Annotated in this window: 14 protein-coding genes and 2 tRNA genes; 9 read left to right on the top strand and 7 right to left on the bottom strand. The window is 71.0% G+C overall.

The window, feature by feature from the left end:
* The first annotated feature begins 26 nt into the window (after nucleotides 1–26).
* From OHU34_RS14640 to OHU34_RS14625, 4 genes are all read left to right on the top strand, one after another.
* Nucleotides 27–3008, top strand: coding sequence for a UPF0182 family protein (locus OHU34_RS14640; protein ID WP_142268052.1), 2982 nt, complete (start codon nucleotides 27–29; stop codon nucleotides 3006–3008).
* 40 nt (nucleotides 3009–3048) lie between these two features.
* Nucleotides 3049–3122, top strand: a tRNA-Met gene (locus OHU34_RS14635).
* Nucleotides 3123–3328: 206 nt separating this feature from the next.
* Nucleotides 3329–5191 (top strand): tetratricopeptide repeat protein, encoded by a 1863-nt coding sequence (locus OHU34_RS14630; protein ID WP_142266101.1) that lies wholly within the window; start codon nucleotides 3329–3331, stop codon nucleotides 5189–5191.
* 347 nt (nucleotides 5192–5538) lie between these two features.
* Nucleotides 5539–5612, top strand: a tRNA-Met gene (locus OHU34_RS14625).
* A 102-nt stretch (nucleotides 5613–5714) separates the two neighbouring features.
* Here OHU34_RS14625 and OHU34_RS14620 read toward each other — a convergent pair.
* The 3 genes from OHU34_RS14620 to hisN all read right to left on the bottom strand — a co-directional run bounded on the left by OHU34_RS14620 (nucleotide 5715) and on the right by hisN (nucleotide 7701).
* Nucleotides 5715–6131 (bottom strand): Fur family transcriptional regulator, encoded by a 417-nt coding sequence (locus OHU34_RS14620; protein ID WP_142266102.1) that lies wholly within the window; start codon nucleotides 6129–6131, stop codon nucleotides 5715–5717.
* 217 nt (nucleotides 6132–6348) lie between these two features.
* Entirely contained in the window at nucleotides 6349–6741 is a 393-nt protein-coding gene (locus tag OHU34_RS14615; RefSeq protein WP_405766690.1) for a cyclic nucleotide-binding/CBS domain-containing protein, read from the bottom strand.
* 159 nt (nucleotides 6742–6900) lie between these two features.
* Nucleotides 6901–7701, bottom strand: a complete 801-nt coding sequence (gene hisN, locus OHU34_RS14610) for a histidinol-phosphatase (RefSeq protein WP_020130787.1) — start codon at nucleotides 7699–7701, stop codon at nucleotides 6901–6903.
* Nucleotides 7702–7869: 168 nt separating this feature from the next.
* Between hisN and OHU34_RS14605 the strand changes: the two genes are divergently transcribed.
* Nucleotides 7870–8496 (top strand): TetR/AcrR family transcriptional regulator, encoded by a 627-nt coding sequence (locus OHU34_RS14605; RefSeq protein WP_405766688.1) that lies wholly within the window; start codon nucleotides 7870–7872, stop codon nucleotides 8494–8496.
* On the opposite strand, the gene OHU34_RS14600 is transcribed toward OHU34_RS14605, so the two are convergent.
* From OHU34_RS14600 to OHU34_RS14585, 4 genes are all read right to left on the bottom strand, one after another.
* Nucleotides 8490–8813 carry a multidrug efflux SMR transporter gene (locus OHU34_RS14600; RefSeq protein ID WP_020130785.1) on the bottom strand — a complete coding sequence of 108 codons (324 nt, stop codon included), beginning with the start codon at nucleotides 8811–8813 and terminating at the stop codon, nucleotides 8490–8492. The two genes, OHU34_RS14605 and OHU34_RS14600, sit on opposite strands and share 7 nt — an antisense overlap.
* Nucleotides 8814–8928: 115 nt before the next feature.
* Nucleotides 8929–9939 carry a ribosome small subunit-dependent GTPase A gene (rsgA, locus tag OHU34_RS14595; RefSeq protein ID WP_142266105.1) on the bottom strand — a complete coding sequence of 337 codons (1011 nt, stop codon included), beginning with the start codon at nucleotides 9937–9939 and terminating at the stop codon, nucleotides 8929–8931.
* Between the two features lie 11 nt (nucleotides 9940–9950).
* Nucleotides 9951–11291, bottom strand: coding sequence for a 3-phosphoshikimate 1-carboxyvinyltransferase (gene aroA / locus OHU34_RS14590; protein WP_142266106.1), 1341 nt, complete (start codon nucleotides 11289–11291; stop codon nucleotides 9951–9953).
* Between the two features lie 121 nt (nucleotides 11292–11412).
* Nucleotides 11413–12135 carry a M50 family metallopeptidase gene (locus OHU34_RS14585; protein WP_054242755.1) on the bottom strand — a complete coding sequence of 241 codons (723 nt, stop codon included), beginning with the start codon at nucleotides 12133–12135 and terminating at the stop codon, nucleotides 11413–11415.
* Nucleotides 12136–12185: 50 nt separating this feature from the next.
* Here OHU34_RS14585 and OHU34_RS14580 point away from each other — a divergent pair, with 50 nt between their 5' ends.
* The 4 genes from OHU34_RS14580 (at nucleotide 12186) to rsrA (ending at nucleotide 14908) form a co-directional block, all read left to right on the top strand.
* Nucleotides 12186–13001: an SOS response-associated peptidase gene (locus OHU34_RS14580; protein ID WP_405766685.1), complete on the top strand. Its 816-nt coding sequence runs from the start codon at nucleotides 12186–12188 to the stop codon at nucleotides 12999–13001.
* A gap of 1 nt (nucleotide 13002) precedes the next feature.
* Nucleotides 13003–13650, top strand: a complete 648-nt coding sequence (locus OHU34_RS14575; RefSeq protein WP_405766683.1) for an alpha/beta family hydrolase — start codon at nucleotides 13003–13005, stop codon at nucleotides 13648–13650.
* A 98-nt stretch (nucleotides 13651–13748) separates the two neighbouring features.
* Entirely contained in the window at nucleotides 13749–14609 is an 861-nt protein-coding gene (locus tag OHU34_RS14570; RefSeq protein ID WP_078615797.1) for a sigma-70 family RNA polymerase sigma factor, read from the top strand.
* Entirely contained in the window at nucleotides 14606–14908 is a 303-nt protein-coding gene (gene rsrA, locus OHU34_RS14565; RefSeq protein ID WP_054242759.1) for a mycothiol system anti-sigma-R factor, read from the top strand. The genes OHU34_RS14570 and rsrA overlap by 4 nt, the downstream gene beginning before the upstream one ends.
* The last annotated feature ends 33 nt before the right edge of the window (nucleotides 14909–14941 follow it).

Below are 14941 nucleotides of genomic sequence, written 5' to 3'. Positions count from 1 at the left end.
TCGAGGTGCGCACCTTGGCTTTCCAGATGCCGGACCGCGGCGGAGGCCCCACGGGGCCGCGGATCAGAGTGGGCCGCCCGTCCCGGCGCGTCCGGACCCTGCTCATGACACTGGGCGTCCTAGCCGTGATCGGCATGGCGTTCACGATGTTCGCGGGCTTCTGGACGGACTGGCTCTGGTACCGCTCGGTGAACTACTCGTCGGTCTTCACGACCACGTTGTGGACCAAGATCGGGCTGTTCTTCGTCTTCGGCCTGCTGATGGCCCTCGCGGTCGGCTTCAACATCTGGCTGGCGCACCGGCTGCGGCCGCCGCTCAGCGCGATGTCGGTGGAGCAGCAGAGCCTCGACCGCTACCGCATGGGCATCGCCCCCTACAAGACATGGCTGCTGCTGGGCATCACCGCCCTGGTCGGCCTGATCGCGGGTGCCTCGGCGGCGGGTCAGTGGCGGACCTGGCTGATGTGGGTCAACGGCGTGCCCTTCCACCAGAAGGACCCGCAGTTCCACCTCGACGTGTCCTTCTTCGCGTTCGACCTGCCCTGGTACCGGTTCCTGCTCGGCTTCGGCTTCGCCGCCACGATCCTGTCGCTGATCGCCGCCGCGCTCACCCACTACCTGTACGGCGGACTGCGCGTCACCAGCCCGGGCGCGCGCGCCACCGCCGCGGCCACCGGCCATCTGTCGGTGCTGCTGGGCATCTTCGTCACGCTGAAGGCGGTCGCCTACTGGCTGGACCGTTACGGCCTGGCCGTGAAGTCCAGCGACTTCAAGGCGACGGACAACTGGACGGGCCTGCGGTACGTCGACGCCAACGCCTATCTGCCGGCCAAGACGATCCTGTTCTGCATCGCCGTCATCTGCGCCCTGCTGTTCTTCGCCACCCTGTGGCGGCGCACCTGGCAGCTGCCGGTGATCGGCTTCGGCCTGATGGTGCTCTCGGCGATCCTCATCGGCGGGCTGTACCCGGCGATCGTCCAGAAGTTCCAGGTCCAGCCGAACGAGCAGGCCAAGGAAGCCCCGTACGTCGAGAAGAACCTCAAGGCGACACGTGAGGCGTACGGCATCGACGGCGCGCAGGTCACCGAGTACTCGGGTACGAGCACCACCAAGGACAAGACGACGCTGCGCGACGACGTCGACGCCACGGCGAGCATCCGCGTCCTGGACCCGAACATCGTCTCCCCGACGTACCAGCAGCTCCAGCAGATGCGGAAGTACTACGCGTTCCCGACCAACCTGGACGTGGACCGCTACAACGTGAACGGCGCCGACCAGGACACCGTCATCGGTCTGCGCGAGCTGAACCTCGCGGGCGTCGACAAGCAGAACTGGATCAACAACCACTTCCGCTACACCCACGGCTACGGCGTGGTCGCCGCCAAGGGCACCACCTCCGACGCCGAGGGCCGCCCGCTCTTCACCGAGTCCAACCTGCCCTCCGAGGGCGACCTGGGCACGTACCAGCAGCGGATCTACTACGGCGAGAAGACGACCGCGTACTCGATCGTCGGCGGTCCCCAGAAGGAGATCGACTACTCCGACGACGCCGGTGAGAAGACCACCAGCTACACCGGCAAGAGCGGGGTCAACCTCTCCAACCCCATCAACCGGGCCGCGTACGCGGTGTCGTTCGGTGAACCGCAGATCCTGTATTCCGGCGCCATCGGCGAGGGTTCGCGGATCCTGTACAACCGCACGCCCAAGGAGCGCGTCGAGGCGGTCGCCCCGTGGCTGACCATCGACGGCGACGCCTACCCGGCCGTGGTCAACCACAAGATCCAGTGGATCGTCGACGCGTACACGACGACGAACGGCTACCCGTACGCCTCCCGTACGACCCTCGGCGACACCACGGCCGACTCGCTGACCGCGACCAACGACAACCGCGCGGTGGTGGCCCAGCAGAACCAGGTCAACTACATCCGCAACTCGGTGAAGGCGACCGTCGACGCGTACACCGGCGAGGTCAAGCTCTACCAGTGGGACACCAAGGACCCGGTCCTGAAGACCTGGATGAAGGCGTTCCCCGGCACGGTGAAGTCCAAGTCGTCCATCTCGGCCGACCTGATGGCCCATCTCCGGTACCCGCAGGACCTGTTCAAGGTCCAGCGCGAGCTGCTCACCCGCTACCACGTGAAGGACGCGACGACGTTCCTCAGCGGCAGCGAGGTGTGGCAGGTGCCGGACGACCCGTCCAACAAGTCGGGTGACGCGGTCCCGCCGTACTACCTGAGCATGAAGATGCCGGACCAGAAGGCACAGGCGTTCTCGCTGACGACGACGTTCACGCCCAACGGCCGGGACAACCTCAGCGCGTTCATGGCGGTCGACTCCGAGGCGGGAACTCCCGACTACGGCAAGATCAGAGTTCTGAAACTGCCGACCAGTACGACCGTCGACGGACCCAAACAGGTGCAGAGCCAGTTCAACTCCGAACAGGACATCGCCGAGTCCATCAGGCTTCTTAAGGGCGGCGACTCCGACATCGAGTACGGCAACCTGCTGACGGTGCCGCTCGACGGCGGTCTGCTGTACGTGGAGCCCGTCTATGTGCGCGGTGGCGGACTCAAGTACCCGCTCCTGAAGAAGGTGTTGGTGACCTACGGAGGCAACACCGCCTTCGAGGACACCCTGGACGAGGCCCTCAACAAGGTCTTCGGCGCGGAGGGCGCGACCCCGCCACCGGCGGACGAGGGCGGCGGTACGACCACACCACCGACGTCCACCAACCCGACGGTCCGGGAGGCGTTGGCCGACGCCCAGAAGGCGTTCACGGCCGGCCAGGAGGCTCTGAAGAAGCCCGACTGGGACGCGTACGCCAAGGCGCAGAAGGATCTCGAGGACGCGCTGAAGCGGGCCGAGGACGCGCAGGCCGAGGCCGACAAGGGCGCCAAGGCGAGCAGCAGTCCGAGCCCGACGAGTTCGGCGAGTCCGAGCGGTGGATCCGGCAGCAGCTCCGGAGGAAGTACCGGTAGCAGTCCGAGTCCGAGTCCCAGCAGCGGCTGATCTTGCCCACCCCGCGTCGTGATACGGTTGTGGAACACGACGCGGGGTGGAGCAGCTCGGTAGCTCGCTGGGCTCATAACCCAGAGGTCGCAGGTTCAAATCCTGTCCCCGCTACTGAATACGAAGGCCCGGATCCTGAAAAGGATCCGGGCCTTCGTGGTGTGCGAACGCATGTGCCGGGGGGACTGGTGGCCGCGCCGCCGTGGGGAGTTGAGCGATCTGTGTTTGACTTGTCTCTCTGTGGGCATGTCGACAAAACGCTGAAGTGACCTTACGGGCCGCGGTATACCAGGTGTACCCGGGTTGCGGGTGGTGCGACGATGGACGTTATGGGGGACAAGGCAACTCTGTTCGAGACAGGGCGGTTTGTGCAGCCTTCCGGTGAGGAAGCGACCCCGGACGAGAGCCGGGACGAGACGGCGGACGCCGTCGAGACGGGGGAGGCCGTCGAGGAGATGAGCCTGCGGCTCGCGGCGCAAGCCGGCGATGTCGAGGCCGTCAGCGTCCTCGGGGCCATGTTGCTGCGCCGCGGTGACCTCGACGGAGCCGAGCCCCATCTGCGTGCCGCCACCGCGGAGGGCGACCGGGCCGCCGCCAACAACCTGGGCGTCCTCCTCCATCAGCGCGGCTACCCCGACGAGGCCGCCGGATGGTGGCGGGTCGCCGCCGTCGCCGGCTCCGCCGCCGCCGCGCACGCCCTGGGCCGCCACCGCCGCGAGTGCGGCGACGAGCCGGCCGCCGAGTACTGGCTGCGCCAGTCCGCCGAGCAGGGACACGCGCTGGGCGCGTACGCCCTCGCCGACCTGCTGGAGCACCGTGGGGATCCCGGGGCCGAGCAGTGGATGCGGGCCGCCGCCGAGCGGGGGCACCGGGAGGCGGCGTACCGGCTGGCCCGAGCCCTCGACCACCAGGAGTGCGGCGGCTCCCGCACGGACGGCGAGGCGGACGGGTGCGAGCATGACAACGGTGTCATCGTGCGGGCGGAGGCCGAGCAGTGGTACCGCCAGGCCGCCGCGCGCGGACACCGGCGGGCCGCCCTGCACCTCGGGACGATCCTGGAGCGGCGCGGCGACCTGAAGGAGGCCGGACGCTGGTACCTGACGTCCGCCAAGGACGGCGAGGCGCGGGCCGCCTGCGCGCTCGGGTTCCTGCTGCGCGACGCCGGCGACACCGAGAGCGCGGCCATCTGGTGGCTGCGGGCCGCGCAGGAGGGCGACGGCAACGCGGCGAACGCGCTGGGCGCGCTGCACGCCGAGCGGGGGCAGACCCAGACCGCCGAGCGCTGGTACCGGGCCGCGATGGACGCCGGGGACGACAACGGCGCCTACAACCTCGCCCTGCTCTGCGCCGAGCAGGGCCGCACCGTGCAGGCCGAGCAGTGGTACCGGCGCGCCGCCTACGCCGGACACCGGGAGGCGGCCAACGCACTGGCCATCCTGCTGCTCCAGGGCGGCGACACGGCCGGGGCCGAGCCCTGGTTCTCCAAGGCGGCGGAGGCGGGCAGCGTCGACGCCGCGTTCAACCTCGGGATCCTGTTCGCGGGGCGGGGCGAGGAGGCCGTCGCGCTGCGCTGGTACGAGCGAGCGGCCGCCGCCGGGCACACCGAGGCGGCGCTCCAGGTCGGGATCGCGCGCCTGCGCGACGGGGACGAGCAGGAGGCCGAGCGGCATCTGCGCTGCGCGGCCGGCGGCGGGAGCGCGGAGGCGGCGTACCGGCTGGCGGCCGTGCTCGACGCGCGGCGGCCGCCGCAGCCCGCGCACGAACTCGGGGAGACCGTGCACGAGAAGACCGAGTGCGAGGAGTGGTACGAGCGGGCCGCGACCCAGGGACACCGGCGGGCGCAGGTCCGGGTCGGGATGCTGGCCGCCGCACGCGGGGACGTGGTGGAGGCGGCGCGGTGGTACCGGACGGCCGCGGAGGCCGGGTCGCGCAACGGTGCGTTCAACCTCGGACTGCTGCTCGCGCGGGAGGGCAGCGAGCCCGAGGCGGCTGTGTGGTGGACGCGGGCGGCCGATGCCGGGCACGGGCGGGCGGCGTTGCGGCTCGCCCTGGTCTACGCGCGTCGCGGTGAGCTGGCCGAGGGGCAGCGGTGGGCGGACCGGGCGGTGTCGCTGGGGCCCGGGGAGGTGGCCGAGCGGGCGGCTCGGTTGCGGGACGCGTTGCGGGAAGAGCTGTCTGCCTGACGGCGTCCCTGGTCTGGGGCGGGGTCGTGGGGCCACCGGGTTGAGGGTTCTGGGGCGGGTCGTGGAGCCGGGCTGGAGCCCGTACGGCTGGATTTCGCCCCCGCCGCTCCTTCCCGTCCCCGTCCCCGGGGGCTGCCGCCCCCGGACCCCCGCTGTCGGCCCTGAACGGGCCTCGTCCTCGAACGGCCGGACGGGCTGAAGTGTTCTGACCGGTCGGCTGTGGACGGGCCGAGGTGTTCTGACCGTGTCGGCTGTGGACGGGCTGAAGTGCTCTGACCTGCGTCGACAGGTGTCGGTCAATGGATTTGCCTTTGTCCTTCCCCTTCACGTAACGTTGCATTCAACGGCGCGGGGTGGAGCAGCTCGGTAGCTCGCTGGGCTCATAACCCAGAGGTCGCAGGTTCAAATCCTGTCCCCGCTACTGAAAGCTGAGGGCCGGAACCCGAAAGGGTTCCGGCCCTCAGTCATGTGCGGGTACGCCCCGCCGCGATGCGCAACGGGGTTGCGCGTACGGGGCAGGGCGTTACGCGGCCGCGCAGGTCGGGCAGATGCCGCGGTACGTCACCTCGACGTCCGAGACCGTGAAGCCGAAGCGCTCCGAGTCGGGGAGGTCGGCCAGCGGGTTGCCACCCGGGTGGACGTCCTTGATCGCTCCGCATCGGGCGCACACCAGGTGGTGGTGCGGGCGGTGCGCGTTCGGGTCGTACCGCTTGGCGCGCTTGTCGGTGGCGACCTCGAGCACCTCGCCGAGCGAGACCAGCTCGCCGAGCGTGTTGTAGACGGTCGCCCGGGAGATCTCGGGCAGCCGGACGACGGCCCTGGAGTGCACCTCGTCGGCGGTCAGGTGGACGTGGTCACCGTCGAGCACCTCGGCCACGACGCGCCGTTGGGCGGTCATCCGCCATCCACGTCCGCGCAGCCGTTCCAGGAGATCGCTCATGGAATCAGCCTAGCATCTACAGGGACCAGGTCCCGAACAGGTGTGACTTTAGATCCCTGATGGATTTGGATGAAGTCCACTGTAGGATCAAGTCGACAGAATCCACGGCGAGCGGCTGGAGGCCGCGGTCCAGGCCCTGCGCGGCTGACAGCACTGGACCGCTTGTCGTGGACGAACGGGCCGGGCTTCCCTTCGGAGGTCCGGCCTGTTCGCGTGCTCAGGCCGGTACCTGCTGCCGCGCCGGTGCCCAGCAGCGGATGATGTCGCGGACCGAGACGATCCCGGCCGGTTCCTCGCGTTCGAGGACGATCAGATGCCGGAAGCCGCCGTGGGCCATGGCCTGGGCCGCCTCCTCCAGGGTCCAGCTCGGGGCGGCGAAGACGACGTCGTTGGTGGTGTGGGCGTGGGTGCGTTCCGTGTCCGGGTCCTGCCCCCGGGCCACGGAGTTGAGGATGTCCCGCTCGGTGAGGATGCCGATGCCGCCGGCGTCCGGGTCGTGGACGATGGCCGCGCCGACGCGGCGGGCGGACATCAGGGCGGCGGCCTGACGGAGGGTGTGTGCGGGGCCGATGGTGAGGACCACCGTGCTCATGGCGTCGCGGACGAGCATGGCTGGAGCCACCTCCTAAGAACCCACGATTGTTCATGGATTCACAAGTTCACAAGTGGGGGGTGCTGTCAGCGTGGCAGGTAAAGCGGGGGTCAACAAGAGGGCGCGCGCAGCCAATTGAGGGCGCGCGCGCTCATCTGTGAGTCTCCGGCGGGTCTTTCAGTGGCGCTCGTTGAGGTAACCCAGCAGTTCCTCGTGGAGCAGGCCGTTCGACGCGGCCGCGTTGCCGCTGTGCGGACCCGGGCGGCCGTCGAGGCCCGTGAAGGTGCCGCCGGCCTCCGTCACGACGATCGCCGTGGCCGCCATGTCCCAGAGCGAGAGCTCGGGTTCGGCGCACAGGTCGACCGAGCCCTCGGCGACCATCATGTACGGCCAGAAGTCGCCGTACGCGCGCGTGCGCCACACCTCGCGGGTCAGGTCCAGGAAGCCGTTCAGGTGCCCGCGCTCCTCCCAGCCGGTCAGCGAGGAGTACGCGAAGGAGGCGTCCGAGAGTTCCGAGACCCGGGAGACGCGCAGCCGGGTGGCGGAGGTCAGGCTGCGGCCGGTGAAGGCGCCGTGCCCCTTCGCGGCCCACCAGCGACGGCCCAGCGCCGGGGCGGAGACCACGCCGACCACGGGCTGGTAGCCCCCCTCGCCCGCCTCCGTCAGCGAGATGAGGGTGGCCCAGACGGGCACGCCCCGCACGTAGTTCTTCGTGCCGTCGATCGGGTCGACCACCCAGCGGCGGGGGCCGGTGCCCTGAACGCCGTACTCCTCGCCGAGGATCGCGTCGCGTGGACGGGCCCGCTGGAGCTGACCGCGGATGAGTTCCTCGGCGGCCTTGTCGGCCTCGCTCACCGGGGTCATGTCCGGTTTGGTCTCGACCTTGAGGTCGAGGGCCTTGAAACGGTCCATGGTCACGGCGTCGGCGGCGTCCGCGAGGACGTGCGCGAGTCGGAGGTCGTCGTGGTAGTCCGGCATGGGACGAACCGTATCCGCCGAAGGTGAGAACGGGCCACAGGGGACCGCGGGGTGGACGTGGAGGAGCCGTGGACACGGCCGGTGAACCATCGGTCGCCGCCGCGAACCCTTGACAGTGCTCCCGTCCGCGTCAAACCTGGGCGCAGAGCCGCTCGCCCCAGGGAGGCGATGATGCCTGCAGCGCGGGAATCCCTACTGGACGCCGCCTTCGAGGCGCTCGCACTACGGCCGTGGGCCGCGGTGCGGATGGTGGACGTCGCTGCGGCGGCCGGAGTGTCCCGGCAGACGCTGTACAACGAGTTCGGCAGCAAGGAGGGCCTGGCCCGGGCGCTCGTGCGGCGCGAGGCCGACGGATATCTCGCCGGGGTCGAGCGGGCGCTGGCCGTGCACGGCGACGCCCGGGAGAAGCTCACCGCCACCGCCGAGTGGACCACTTCCGCCGCCCGCGACAACGTTCTCGTACGGGCCGTCCTCACCGGCTTCTGGAGCGAGCGCCTGCCCTCGCCGACGCTCTCGGCGGTTCCGTCCTCCTCCGCCGTGCCGGCCCAGCGCCGGGCCGACGGGCCGCTGCCCTCGCCCGGTGACCTGTTGGGCGCCGTCCGCGACCGGGCCGTGGCCGTGCTCTGTGGTCCCGGCGCCGTCCGGGCCGACGCCGCCGACCTGGCCCGCTCCTGCGAACTCGCCGTCCGGCTCGCCCTGTCCTGTGTGGCCGCGCCCCCGGCGGGGGAGGACGGCGTCGCGGAGCTGGTGCGGGGGGCGCTCCAGCGGCAGCCGGCCGACCGGTCGGGTCAGTGAGCCGACCCCGACAGCTGGAGCCCGATCACTCCTATGATCACCAGGCTGATCGAGATGAGCTTCAGGACCGACACCAGGTCGCCCAGGAAGACCATGCCGTAGATCGCGGTGCCCGCCGCGCCGATGCCCGTCCACACGGCGTAGGCGGGGCCCACGTCGAGCTTCTTCAGGGAGAGGGTCAGCAGACCGAAGCTTCCCAGCGCGAAGGCGCAGAAGGCGATGGTGGGCCACAGTCGCGTGAAGCCGTGGGACAGCTTGAGGCACACGGCGAAACCGGTCTCGAGCAACCCGGCCACGACGACCAGCAGCCACGCCATGTGCTGTCCCTCCGTACGCCCGGCCCGGTCCGGCTCCGGCTCGGTGCGATTATGCACTTACCGGGGCCGGGGGGACGCAAACAACGCGGTGGTCAGCCGGTGGATCAGCCGGTGATCAGTCGCCCTCGGTGCGCTCCCGGGTGGCCAGCAGCCGGCGCAGCGAGTACAGCCGCGCCGGATCGGCATGACCCTCGGCCACCCACGCGTCCAGCGCGCAGTCCTTCTCGTCGTGGCTGCACGCGCGCGGGCAGCCCTCCGTGCCCGGCACCAGGTCGGGGAAGGCGAGGACCACCCGGGACGGGTCGACGTGGTGCAGGCCGAAGGACCGTACGCCCGGGGTGTCGATCACCCAGTCGTCCGTGCCCGCCAGGGGCAGGGCCAGCGCCGAGGTCGTGGTGTGACGGCCGCGGCCGGTCACCGCGTTCACATGGCCGGTCACCCGGCGCCGCTCCTCCGGGACCAGCGCGTTGACCAGGGTCGTCTTCCCGACGCCCGAATGACCGACGAACGCCGTGATCCTCCCGGCCAGGAACGCGCGCACCCGGTCCGCCGCGTCACCGTTCTCCAGCTCGTCGCGGCTGGTGACCACGTACGGGATGTCGAGATGGCCGTACAGCTCCAGCAGCTTGTCCGGCGAGGCCAGGTCCGACTTCGTCATGACCAGCAGGGGGGCGAGGCCGGCGTCGAAGGCCGCCACCAGGCAGCGGTCGATCAGACGCGGGCGGGGCTCGGGGTCGGCGAGGGCGGTGACCACGGCGAGCTGGTCGGCGTTGGCCACGACGACGCGCTCGTAGGGGTCGTCGTCGTCCGCGGTGCGGCGCAGTGCCGAGGTGCGCTTCTCGATGCGGACGATACGGGCGAGGGTGTCCTTCTTGCCGGACAGGTCGCCGACGATCGCGACCCGGTCGCCCACGATCGCGGCCTTGCGGCCCAGCTCGCGGGCCTTCATCGCCATCACGATCCGGTCGTCGACCAGACAGGTCAGCCGGCCCCGGTCGACGGTGAGGACCATGCCCTCGGCGGCGTCCTCGTGCTTGGGACGGATGTGCGTGCGCGGCCGGTTGCCCTTGCGGTTCGGGCGGCTGCGGATGTCGTCCTCGTCGGTGTTCTTGCTGTAGCGGCGCATGGCGAAAGTCCCTATACCCCGAGCATCCCGGTCCACAGTTCGGGGAAGTCCGGCAGGGTCTTCGCCGTCGTCGCCACGTTCTCGATCTGCACGCCCTCCACGGCCAGGCCGATGATCGCGCCGGCCGTCGCCATGCGGTGGTCGTCGTAGGTGTGGAAGATCCCGCCGTGCAGCCGGCGCGGGCGGATGTGCAGACCGTCGGCGGTCTCGGTCACATCGCCGCCGAGCTCGTTGATCTCCTTCGTCAGCGCGGCCAGCCGGTCCGTCTCGTGCAGGCGCAGGTGGGACACGCCCCGCAGGGTGGACGGGGAGTCCGCGAGGGCGGCGACCGCCGCGATGCCCGGGGTCAGCTCGCCGACGTCACCCAGATCGACGTCGATGCCGTGGATCGAGCCCGAGCCGGTGAAGACCAGGCCGTAGTCGGCCAGTTCGCAGGAACCGCCCATCTCGGTGAAGATCTCGCGCAGCCGGTCACCCGGCTGGGTGGTGCGGGCCGGCCAGTCCGGGATCAGCACCCGGCCGCCCGTCACCAGCGCGGCCGCCAGGAACGGCTGGGCGTTGGACAGGTCCGGCTCGATCGTCAGGTCCCGGCCCAGCAGGGCGCCCGGCGTGACCCGCCAGACGTTCGGCTCGCCGCCCGACTCCGGGGTGTCCACCTGCGCGCCGACCGCGCGCAGCATGTCGACCGTCATCCGGATGTGCGGTACGGAGGGCAGCGTGGAGCCGGTGTGGCGGACCTCGACGCCCTGGTTGAAGCGGGGGGCCGACAGGAGCAGGGCCGACACGAACTGGGACGAGGAGGAGGCGTCGATCTCCACCGTCCCGCCGTCCAGCGCGCCCCCGCCGTGCACGGTCAACGGCAGCGCGCCGCGCCCGTCGTCGTCGATCCGCGCACCGAGGACCCGCAGCGCGTCGACGACGCCGTTCAGGGGACGCTCGTACGAGCGCGGGTCGCCGTCGAAGTGGACGGGGCCGTCGGCCAGGGCGGCGACCGGCGGCAGGAAGCGCATCACCGTGCCCGCGTTGCCGACGTCGACCGTGGCCGGTCCGCGCAGCCCCGCGGGGAGGATCCGCCAGGCCTCGCCGGTGCCGTCGGGGCTCCCCGCGCCGGAGGAGCTGGACGACACGGTCTCCTCGATGCCGACGCCCATCTCACGCAGGGCGCCCGCCATCAGCAGGGTGTCGCGGGAGCGCAGTGGGCGGCGCAGCCAGCCGGGCTCGGAGGCGAGGGAGGCGAGGACCAGGGCGCGGTTGGTGACGGACTTGGACCCCGGCACGTGGACCGTCGCGGCGACGGCCTCGCTCGCGTGCGGGGCGGGCCAGAGGGCGGTGTGTGCGGGGTTCGGGGCCATGGGCTCCACTTTAGTGGTCGGCCGTGCATCGGGTGCGGCGCCGTCGGGGCCGGTCGCGCCCCGCGGCGGAGCCGCCGACGTCACATCCCGCACGCCGGTGACGCGCCGCTCCGGGGCTGCCTCACAGCCCCAGCAGCCACCGGCCCCCGCCCAGCAGGGCGCACAGACTCACCGCGTGGAACAGGAACAGCCACAGGCCCGCCGGTACGTGGGTCAGCCGGGACAGCTGGTCCGCGTCCGAGTCGCCCGCGCCGCCCCGGGAGCGCTTCGCCTGGAGCTCGAAGGCCGGGCGGACTCCGCCCAGCAGCAGGAACCACACCACGGCGTACGCGAAGGCCGCCTGCACCTGCGGTCCCGCCAGCCAGGACACCAGCAGGAAGGTGCCGCCGGTGAGGACCACCGTGAGGGCGCCGTACGCGTTGCGGATCATCACCAGCATCACGACCAGCAGGGCCGTGGCCACCCACAGCAGCAGGGTGATGCGGCCGGCCCCGAGGAGGGCGGCGCCGCCCAGGCCGAGCAGCGGGGGAGCGGTGTAGCCGGCCGCCGCGGTGAGGATCATGCCGAGGCCGTGCGGCTTGCCCCGGCTGAGGGTCAGGCCACTGGTGTCGGAGTGCAGCCGGATCCCGGTCAGCCGGCGGCCGGTCAGCAGCGCGACCAGGCCGTGGCCACCCTCGTGGGCGATGGTGATGGCGTTGCGCGATATCCGCCACAGGGTGTGCGGCACGACGACCGCGAGGGCGGCGACCGCGGTGGCCACCACCACCCACAGGTCGGGATCGGTCTGGGTGCCGACGAGGCGGTCCCACAGGTCGGGCAGCGCGAGGGCGGCGGTGCTCTCCATGTTTTCTGGTGGCTCCCTTTCGGCTCACGGAGTCTGGCAGTGTGGCACGTATGTGCGGACGGTATGCAGCGAGTCGCAGGCCCGAGGATCTCGCAGGAATCTTTGAGGTCGAGAAATGGGAGCCCGAGGAGGCCCTGGAGCCCGACTACAACGTGGCGCCGACCAAGGAGGTCTACGCCGTCCTCGACCGTCCGTTGAAGGACGCCGACGACAAGCAGCCGGTTCGGCAGCTGCGGAAGCTGAAGTGGGGCCTGGTCCCCTCCTGGGCGAAGACCCCCGAGGGCGGCGCGCGGATGATCAACGCGCGCGCCGAGACCGTCCACGAGAAGCCCTCCTTCCGCCGCGCCTTCGCCACCCGGCGCTGCGTCCTGCCCGCCGACGGCTACTACGAGTGGGTCACCGGCGTCCAGGAGCGGGATCTGGAGGTCGAGGGGAAGAAGAAGCGGCCCCGCAAGCAGCCCTACTTCGTGCTCCCGGCCGACGGCACGGTCTTCGCGATGGCCGGGCTGTACGAGTTCTGGCGGGACCGGACCCTGCCCGACGACCATCCGCGGGCCTGGTGGGTGACGTGCTCGGTGATCACGACCGAGGCGGAGACCTCCCCGCTCGCCGTGGCCGCCGCCGACGGCCCGCACGCCCTCGCCGACATCCACCCCCGGATGCCGCTGATGCTGACCCCGGACCGCTGGGACGCCTGGCTCGACCCGGCGCGGACGGACGTCGACGACCTCCGCTCCCTCCTCGAACCCCCGCCGGAGGGGCTGATGCGCGCCTACCCGGTGTCCACGGCCGTCAGCAACGTCCGCAACAACGGCCCGGAGCTGCTGAAGGAGCTGGAGGGGCCCGAGGAGGGCACACTCTTCTGACGTGAGCAGCGAAACAGTGGTGAGCACCGAAACGGTGGAGACCGAGGCGGGTACCGCCCGCATCACCTGGCACCACGCCGAGACGCCGCGGCTCGTCCTCGCCGTCAGCCATGGCGCCGGGGGCGGTGTCGAGGCCCGGGACCTCCGGGCGCTCGCCGCCGTGCTGCCCGGACGCGGGGTGAGCGTCGCCCTCGTGGAGCAGCCCTGGCGGGTGGCGGGCAAGAAGGTCGCGCCCGCGCCGAAGACCCTCGACGTCGGCTGGCGCGGGATCTGGCCGGCCGTCGTCGCGCCCGGGCTGCCGGTGATCTCGGGCGGCCGGTCGGCCGGCGCGCGGGTGGCCTGCCGAACGGCCTCCGAGCTCGGCGCGCACGCCGTGCTGGCGCTGAGCTTCCCGCTCCACCCGCCGGGCAGGCCGGAGAAGTCCCGCGCCGACGAGCTGCTCGGGGCGGGGGTGCCGACCCTCGTGGTCCAGGGCGGCAACGATCCCTTCGGCAGGCCGGACGAGTTCCCCGCGGGCGGGTACGACCTCGTTGAGGTGCCGTACGGCGATCACGGGTTCGCGGTGCCCAAGCGGGCCGGGGTCACGCAGGAGGAGACGCTGGAGGTCGTCACCGCGGGAGTCGTCGGGTGGGTCGCGTCACTCGGGTGAGGCGACGGGTGGGGAATGTGGAGGGGCCCGGCGCTGTTGAGGCGGACAGAAGTGCTGAACAACCGGCACCGACGTCAGTGGGAGAGGAAGTCCGCCGCATGGGTTCGACCATCTGCCCGAGCCGCAGCAGCCGCACCGATCTGGACTGGACGGTGCTGCACGCGGCGAGGACCGCTCCTATTGGAGCGGCGGCAGGCGCGGGTAGTCGTCTATCCTCCGATTCGAGTGGGATCGGTTTCGGTCCTACCCGCGATCTTGAGGAGGTGGGTCCGGTCACCGGTACCGACGCAGGGACCGACAACGGCCAGGCGGAGCTGCCCGAGGGCCAGGGCGTGAGCGGGGAGACGGGCGCGGAGTCCACCGCCGAGCGCAGCGCGCGCTTCGAGCGGGACGCGCTCGAGTTCCTCGACCAGATGTACTCGGCCGCGCTGCGCATGACGCGCAACCCGGCGGACGCCGAGGACCTGGTGCAGGAGACGTACGCGAAGGCGTACGCGTCCTTCCACCAGTTCCGTGAGGGCACCAACCTCAAGGCCTGGCTGTACCGGATCCTCACCAACACCTTCATCAACTCGTACCGCAAGAAGCAGCGTGAACCCCAGCGCAGCGCGGCCGAGGAGATCGAGGACTGGCAGCTGGCGCGTGCCGAGTCGCACATGTCCACCGGTCTGCGCTCCGCGGAGTCGCAGGCGCTGGACCACCTGCCCGACTCGGACGTGAAGGCGGCGCTTCAGGCCATCCCCGAGGAGTTCCGGATCGCCGTGTATCTCGCGGACGTAGAGGGCTTTGCGTACAAGGAGATCGCGGACATCATGGGGACACCCATCGGTACGGTGATGTCCCGGCTGCATCGGGGCCGCCGTCAACTGCGCGGCATGCTCGAGGACTACGCCCGTGAGCGCGGGCTGGTCCCGGCCGGTGCCGGAGAGTCGAACGAAGCGAAAGGTTCGGGCTCATGAGCTGCGGAGATCCGCACGAGACGGACTGCGGTGAGGTCCTCGACCACCTGTACGAGTACCTCGACAGCGAGATGCCTCCGCTGGACCGGGACAAGTTCCAGCACCACTTCGAGGAGTGCTCCCCCTGCCTGGAGAAGTACGGGCTGGAGGAGGCCGTGAAGAAGCTGGTCAAGCGGTGCTGCGGGCGTGACGACGTGCCGACCGACCTGCGCGCCAAGGTGATGGGCCGGATCGACCTGATCCGCTCCGGCCAGGCCGTCCCCGAGCACGACGTGACGGCGACGGCCCAGGAGACCTGAGCCGCTTTCAGGAGCAGCTCTCAGAAAGCGCCG

Source organism: Streptomyces sp. NBC_00080, assembly GCF_045041255.1.
In the GTDB taxonomy this organism is placed as follows: domain Bacteria; phylum Actinomycetota; class Actinomycetes; order Streptomycetales; family Streptomycetaceae; genus Streptomyces; species Streptomyces coriariae.
Note: the sequence above shows the minus strand (reverse complement) of the source record. Positions and strands in the feature narration are given on the sequence as shown.

Coding starts and splice junctions, on each gene's coding strand:
- OHU34_RS14630 (WP_142266101.1), top strand. CDS start 3,329: ATGGACGTTATGGGGGACAAGGCAACTCTGTTCGAGACAGGGCGGTTT.
- OHU34_RS14620 (WP_142266102.1), bottom strand. CDS start 6,131: ATGAGCGATCTCCTGGAACGGCTGCGCGGACGTGGATGGCGGATGACC.
- OHU34_RS14615 (WP_405766690.1), bottom strand. CDS start 6,741: ATGCTCGTCCGCGACGCCATGAGCACGGTGGTCCTCACCATCGGCCCC.
- OHU34_RS14640 (WP_142268052.1), top strand. CDS start 27: ATGCCGGACCGCGGCGGAGGCCCCACGGGGCCGCGGATCAGAGTGGGC.
- OHU34_RS14585 (WP_054242755.1), bottom strand. CDS start 12,135: ATGGAGAGCACCGCCGCCCTCGCGCTGCCCGACCTGTGGGACCGCCTC.
- OHU34_RS14605 (WP_405766688.1), top strand. CDS start 7,870: ATGATGCCTGCAGCGCGGGAATCCCTACTGGACGCCGCCTTCGAGGCG.
- rsgA (WP_142266105.1), bottom strand. CDS start 9,939: ATGCGCCGCTACAGCAAGAACACCGACGAGGACGACATCCGCAGCCGC.
- OHU34_RS14580 (WP_405766685.1), top strand. CDS start 12,186: ATGTGCGGACGGTATGCAGCGAGTCGCAGGCCCGAGGATCTCGCAGGA.
- OHU34_RS14600 (WP_020130785.1), bottom strand. CDS start 8,813: ATGGCGTGGCTGCTGGTCGTCGTGGCCGGGTTGCTCGAGACCGGTTTC.
- rsrA (WP_054242759.1), top strand. CDS start 14,606: ATGAGCTGCGGAGATCCGCACGAGACGGACTGCGGTGAGGTCCTCGAC.
- hisN (WP_020130787.1), bottom strand. CDS start 7,701: ATGCCGGACTACCACGACGACCTCCGACTCGCGCACGTCCTCGCGGAC.
- OHU34_RS14570 (WP_078615797.1), top strand. CDS start 13,749: ATGGGTTCGACCATCTGCCCGAGCCGCAGCAGCCGCACCGATCTGGAC.
- aroA (WP_142266106.1), bottom strand. CDS start 11,291: ATGGCCCCGAACCCCGCACACACCGCCCTCTGGCCCGCCCCGCACGCG.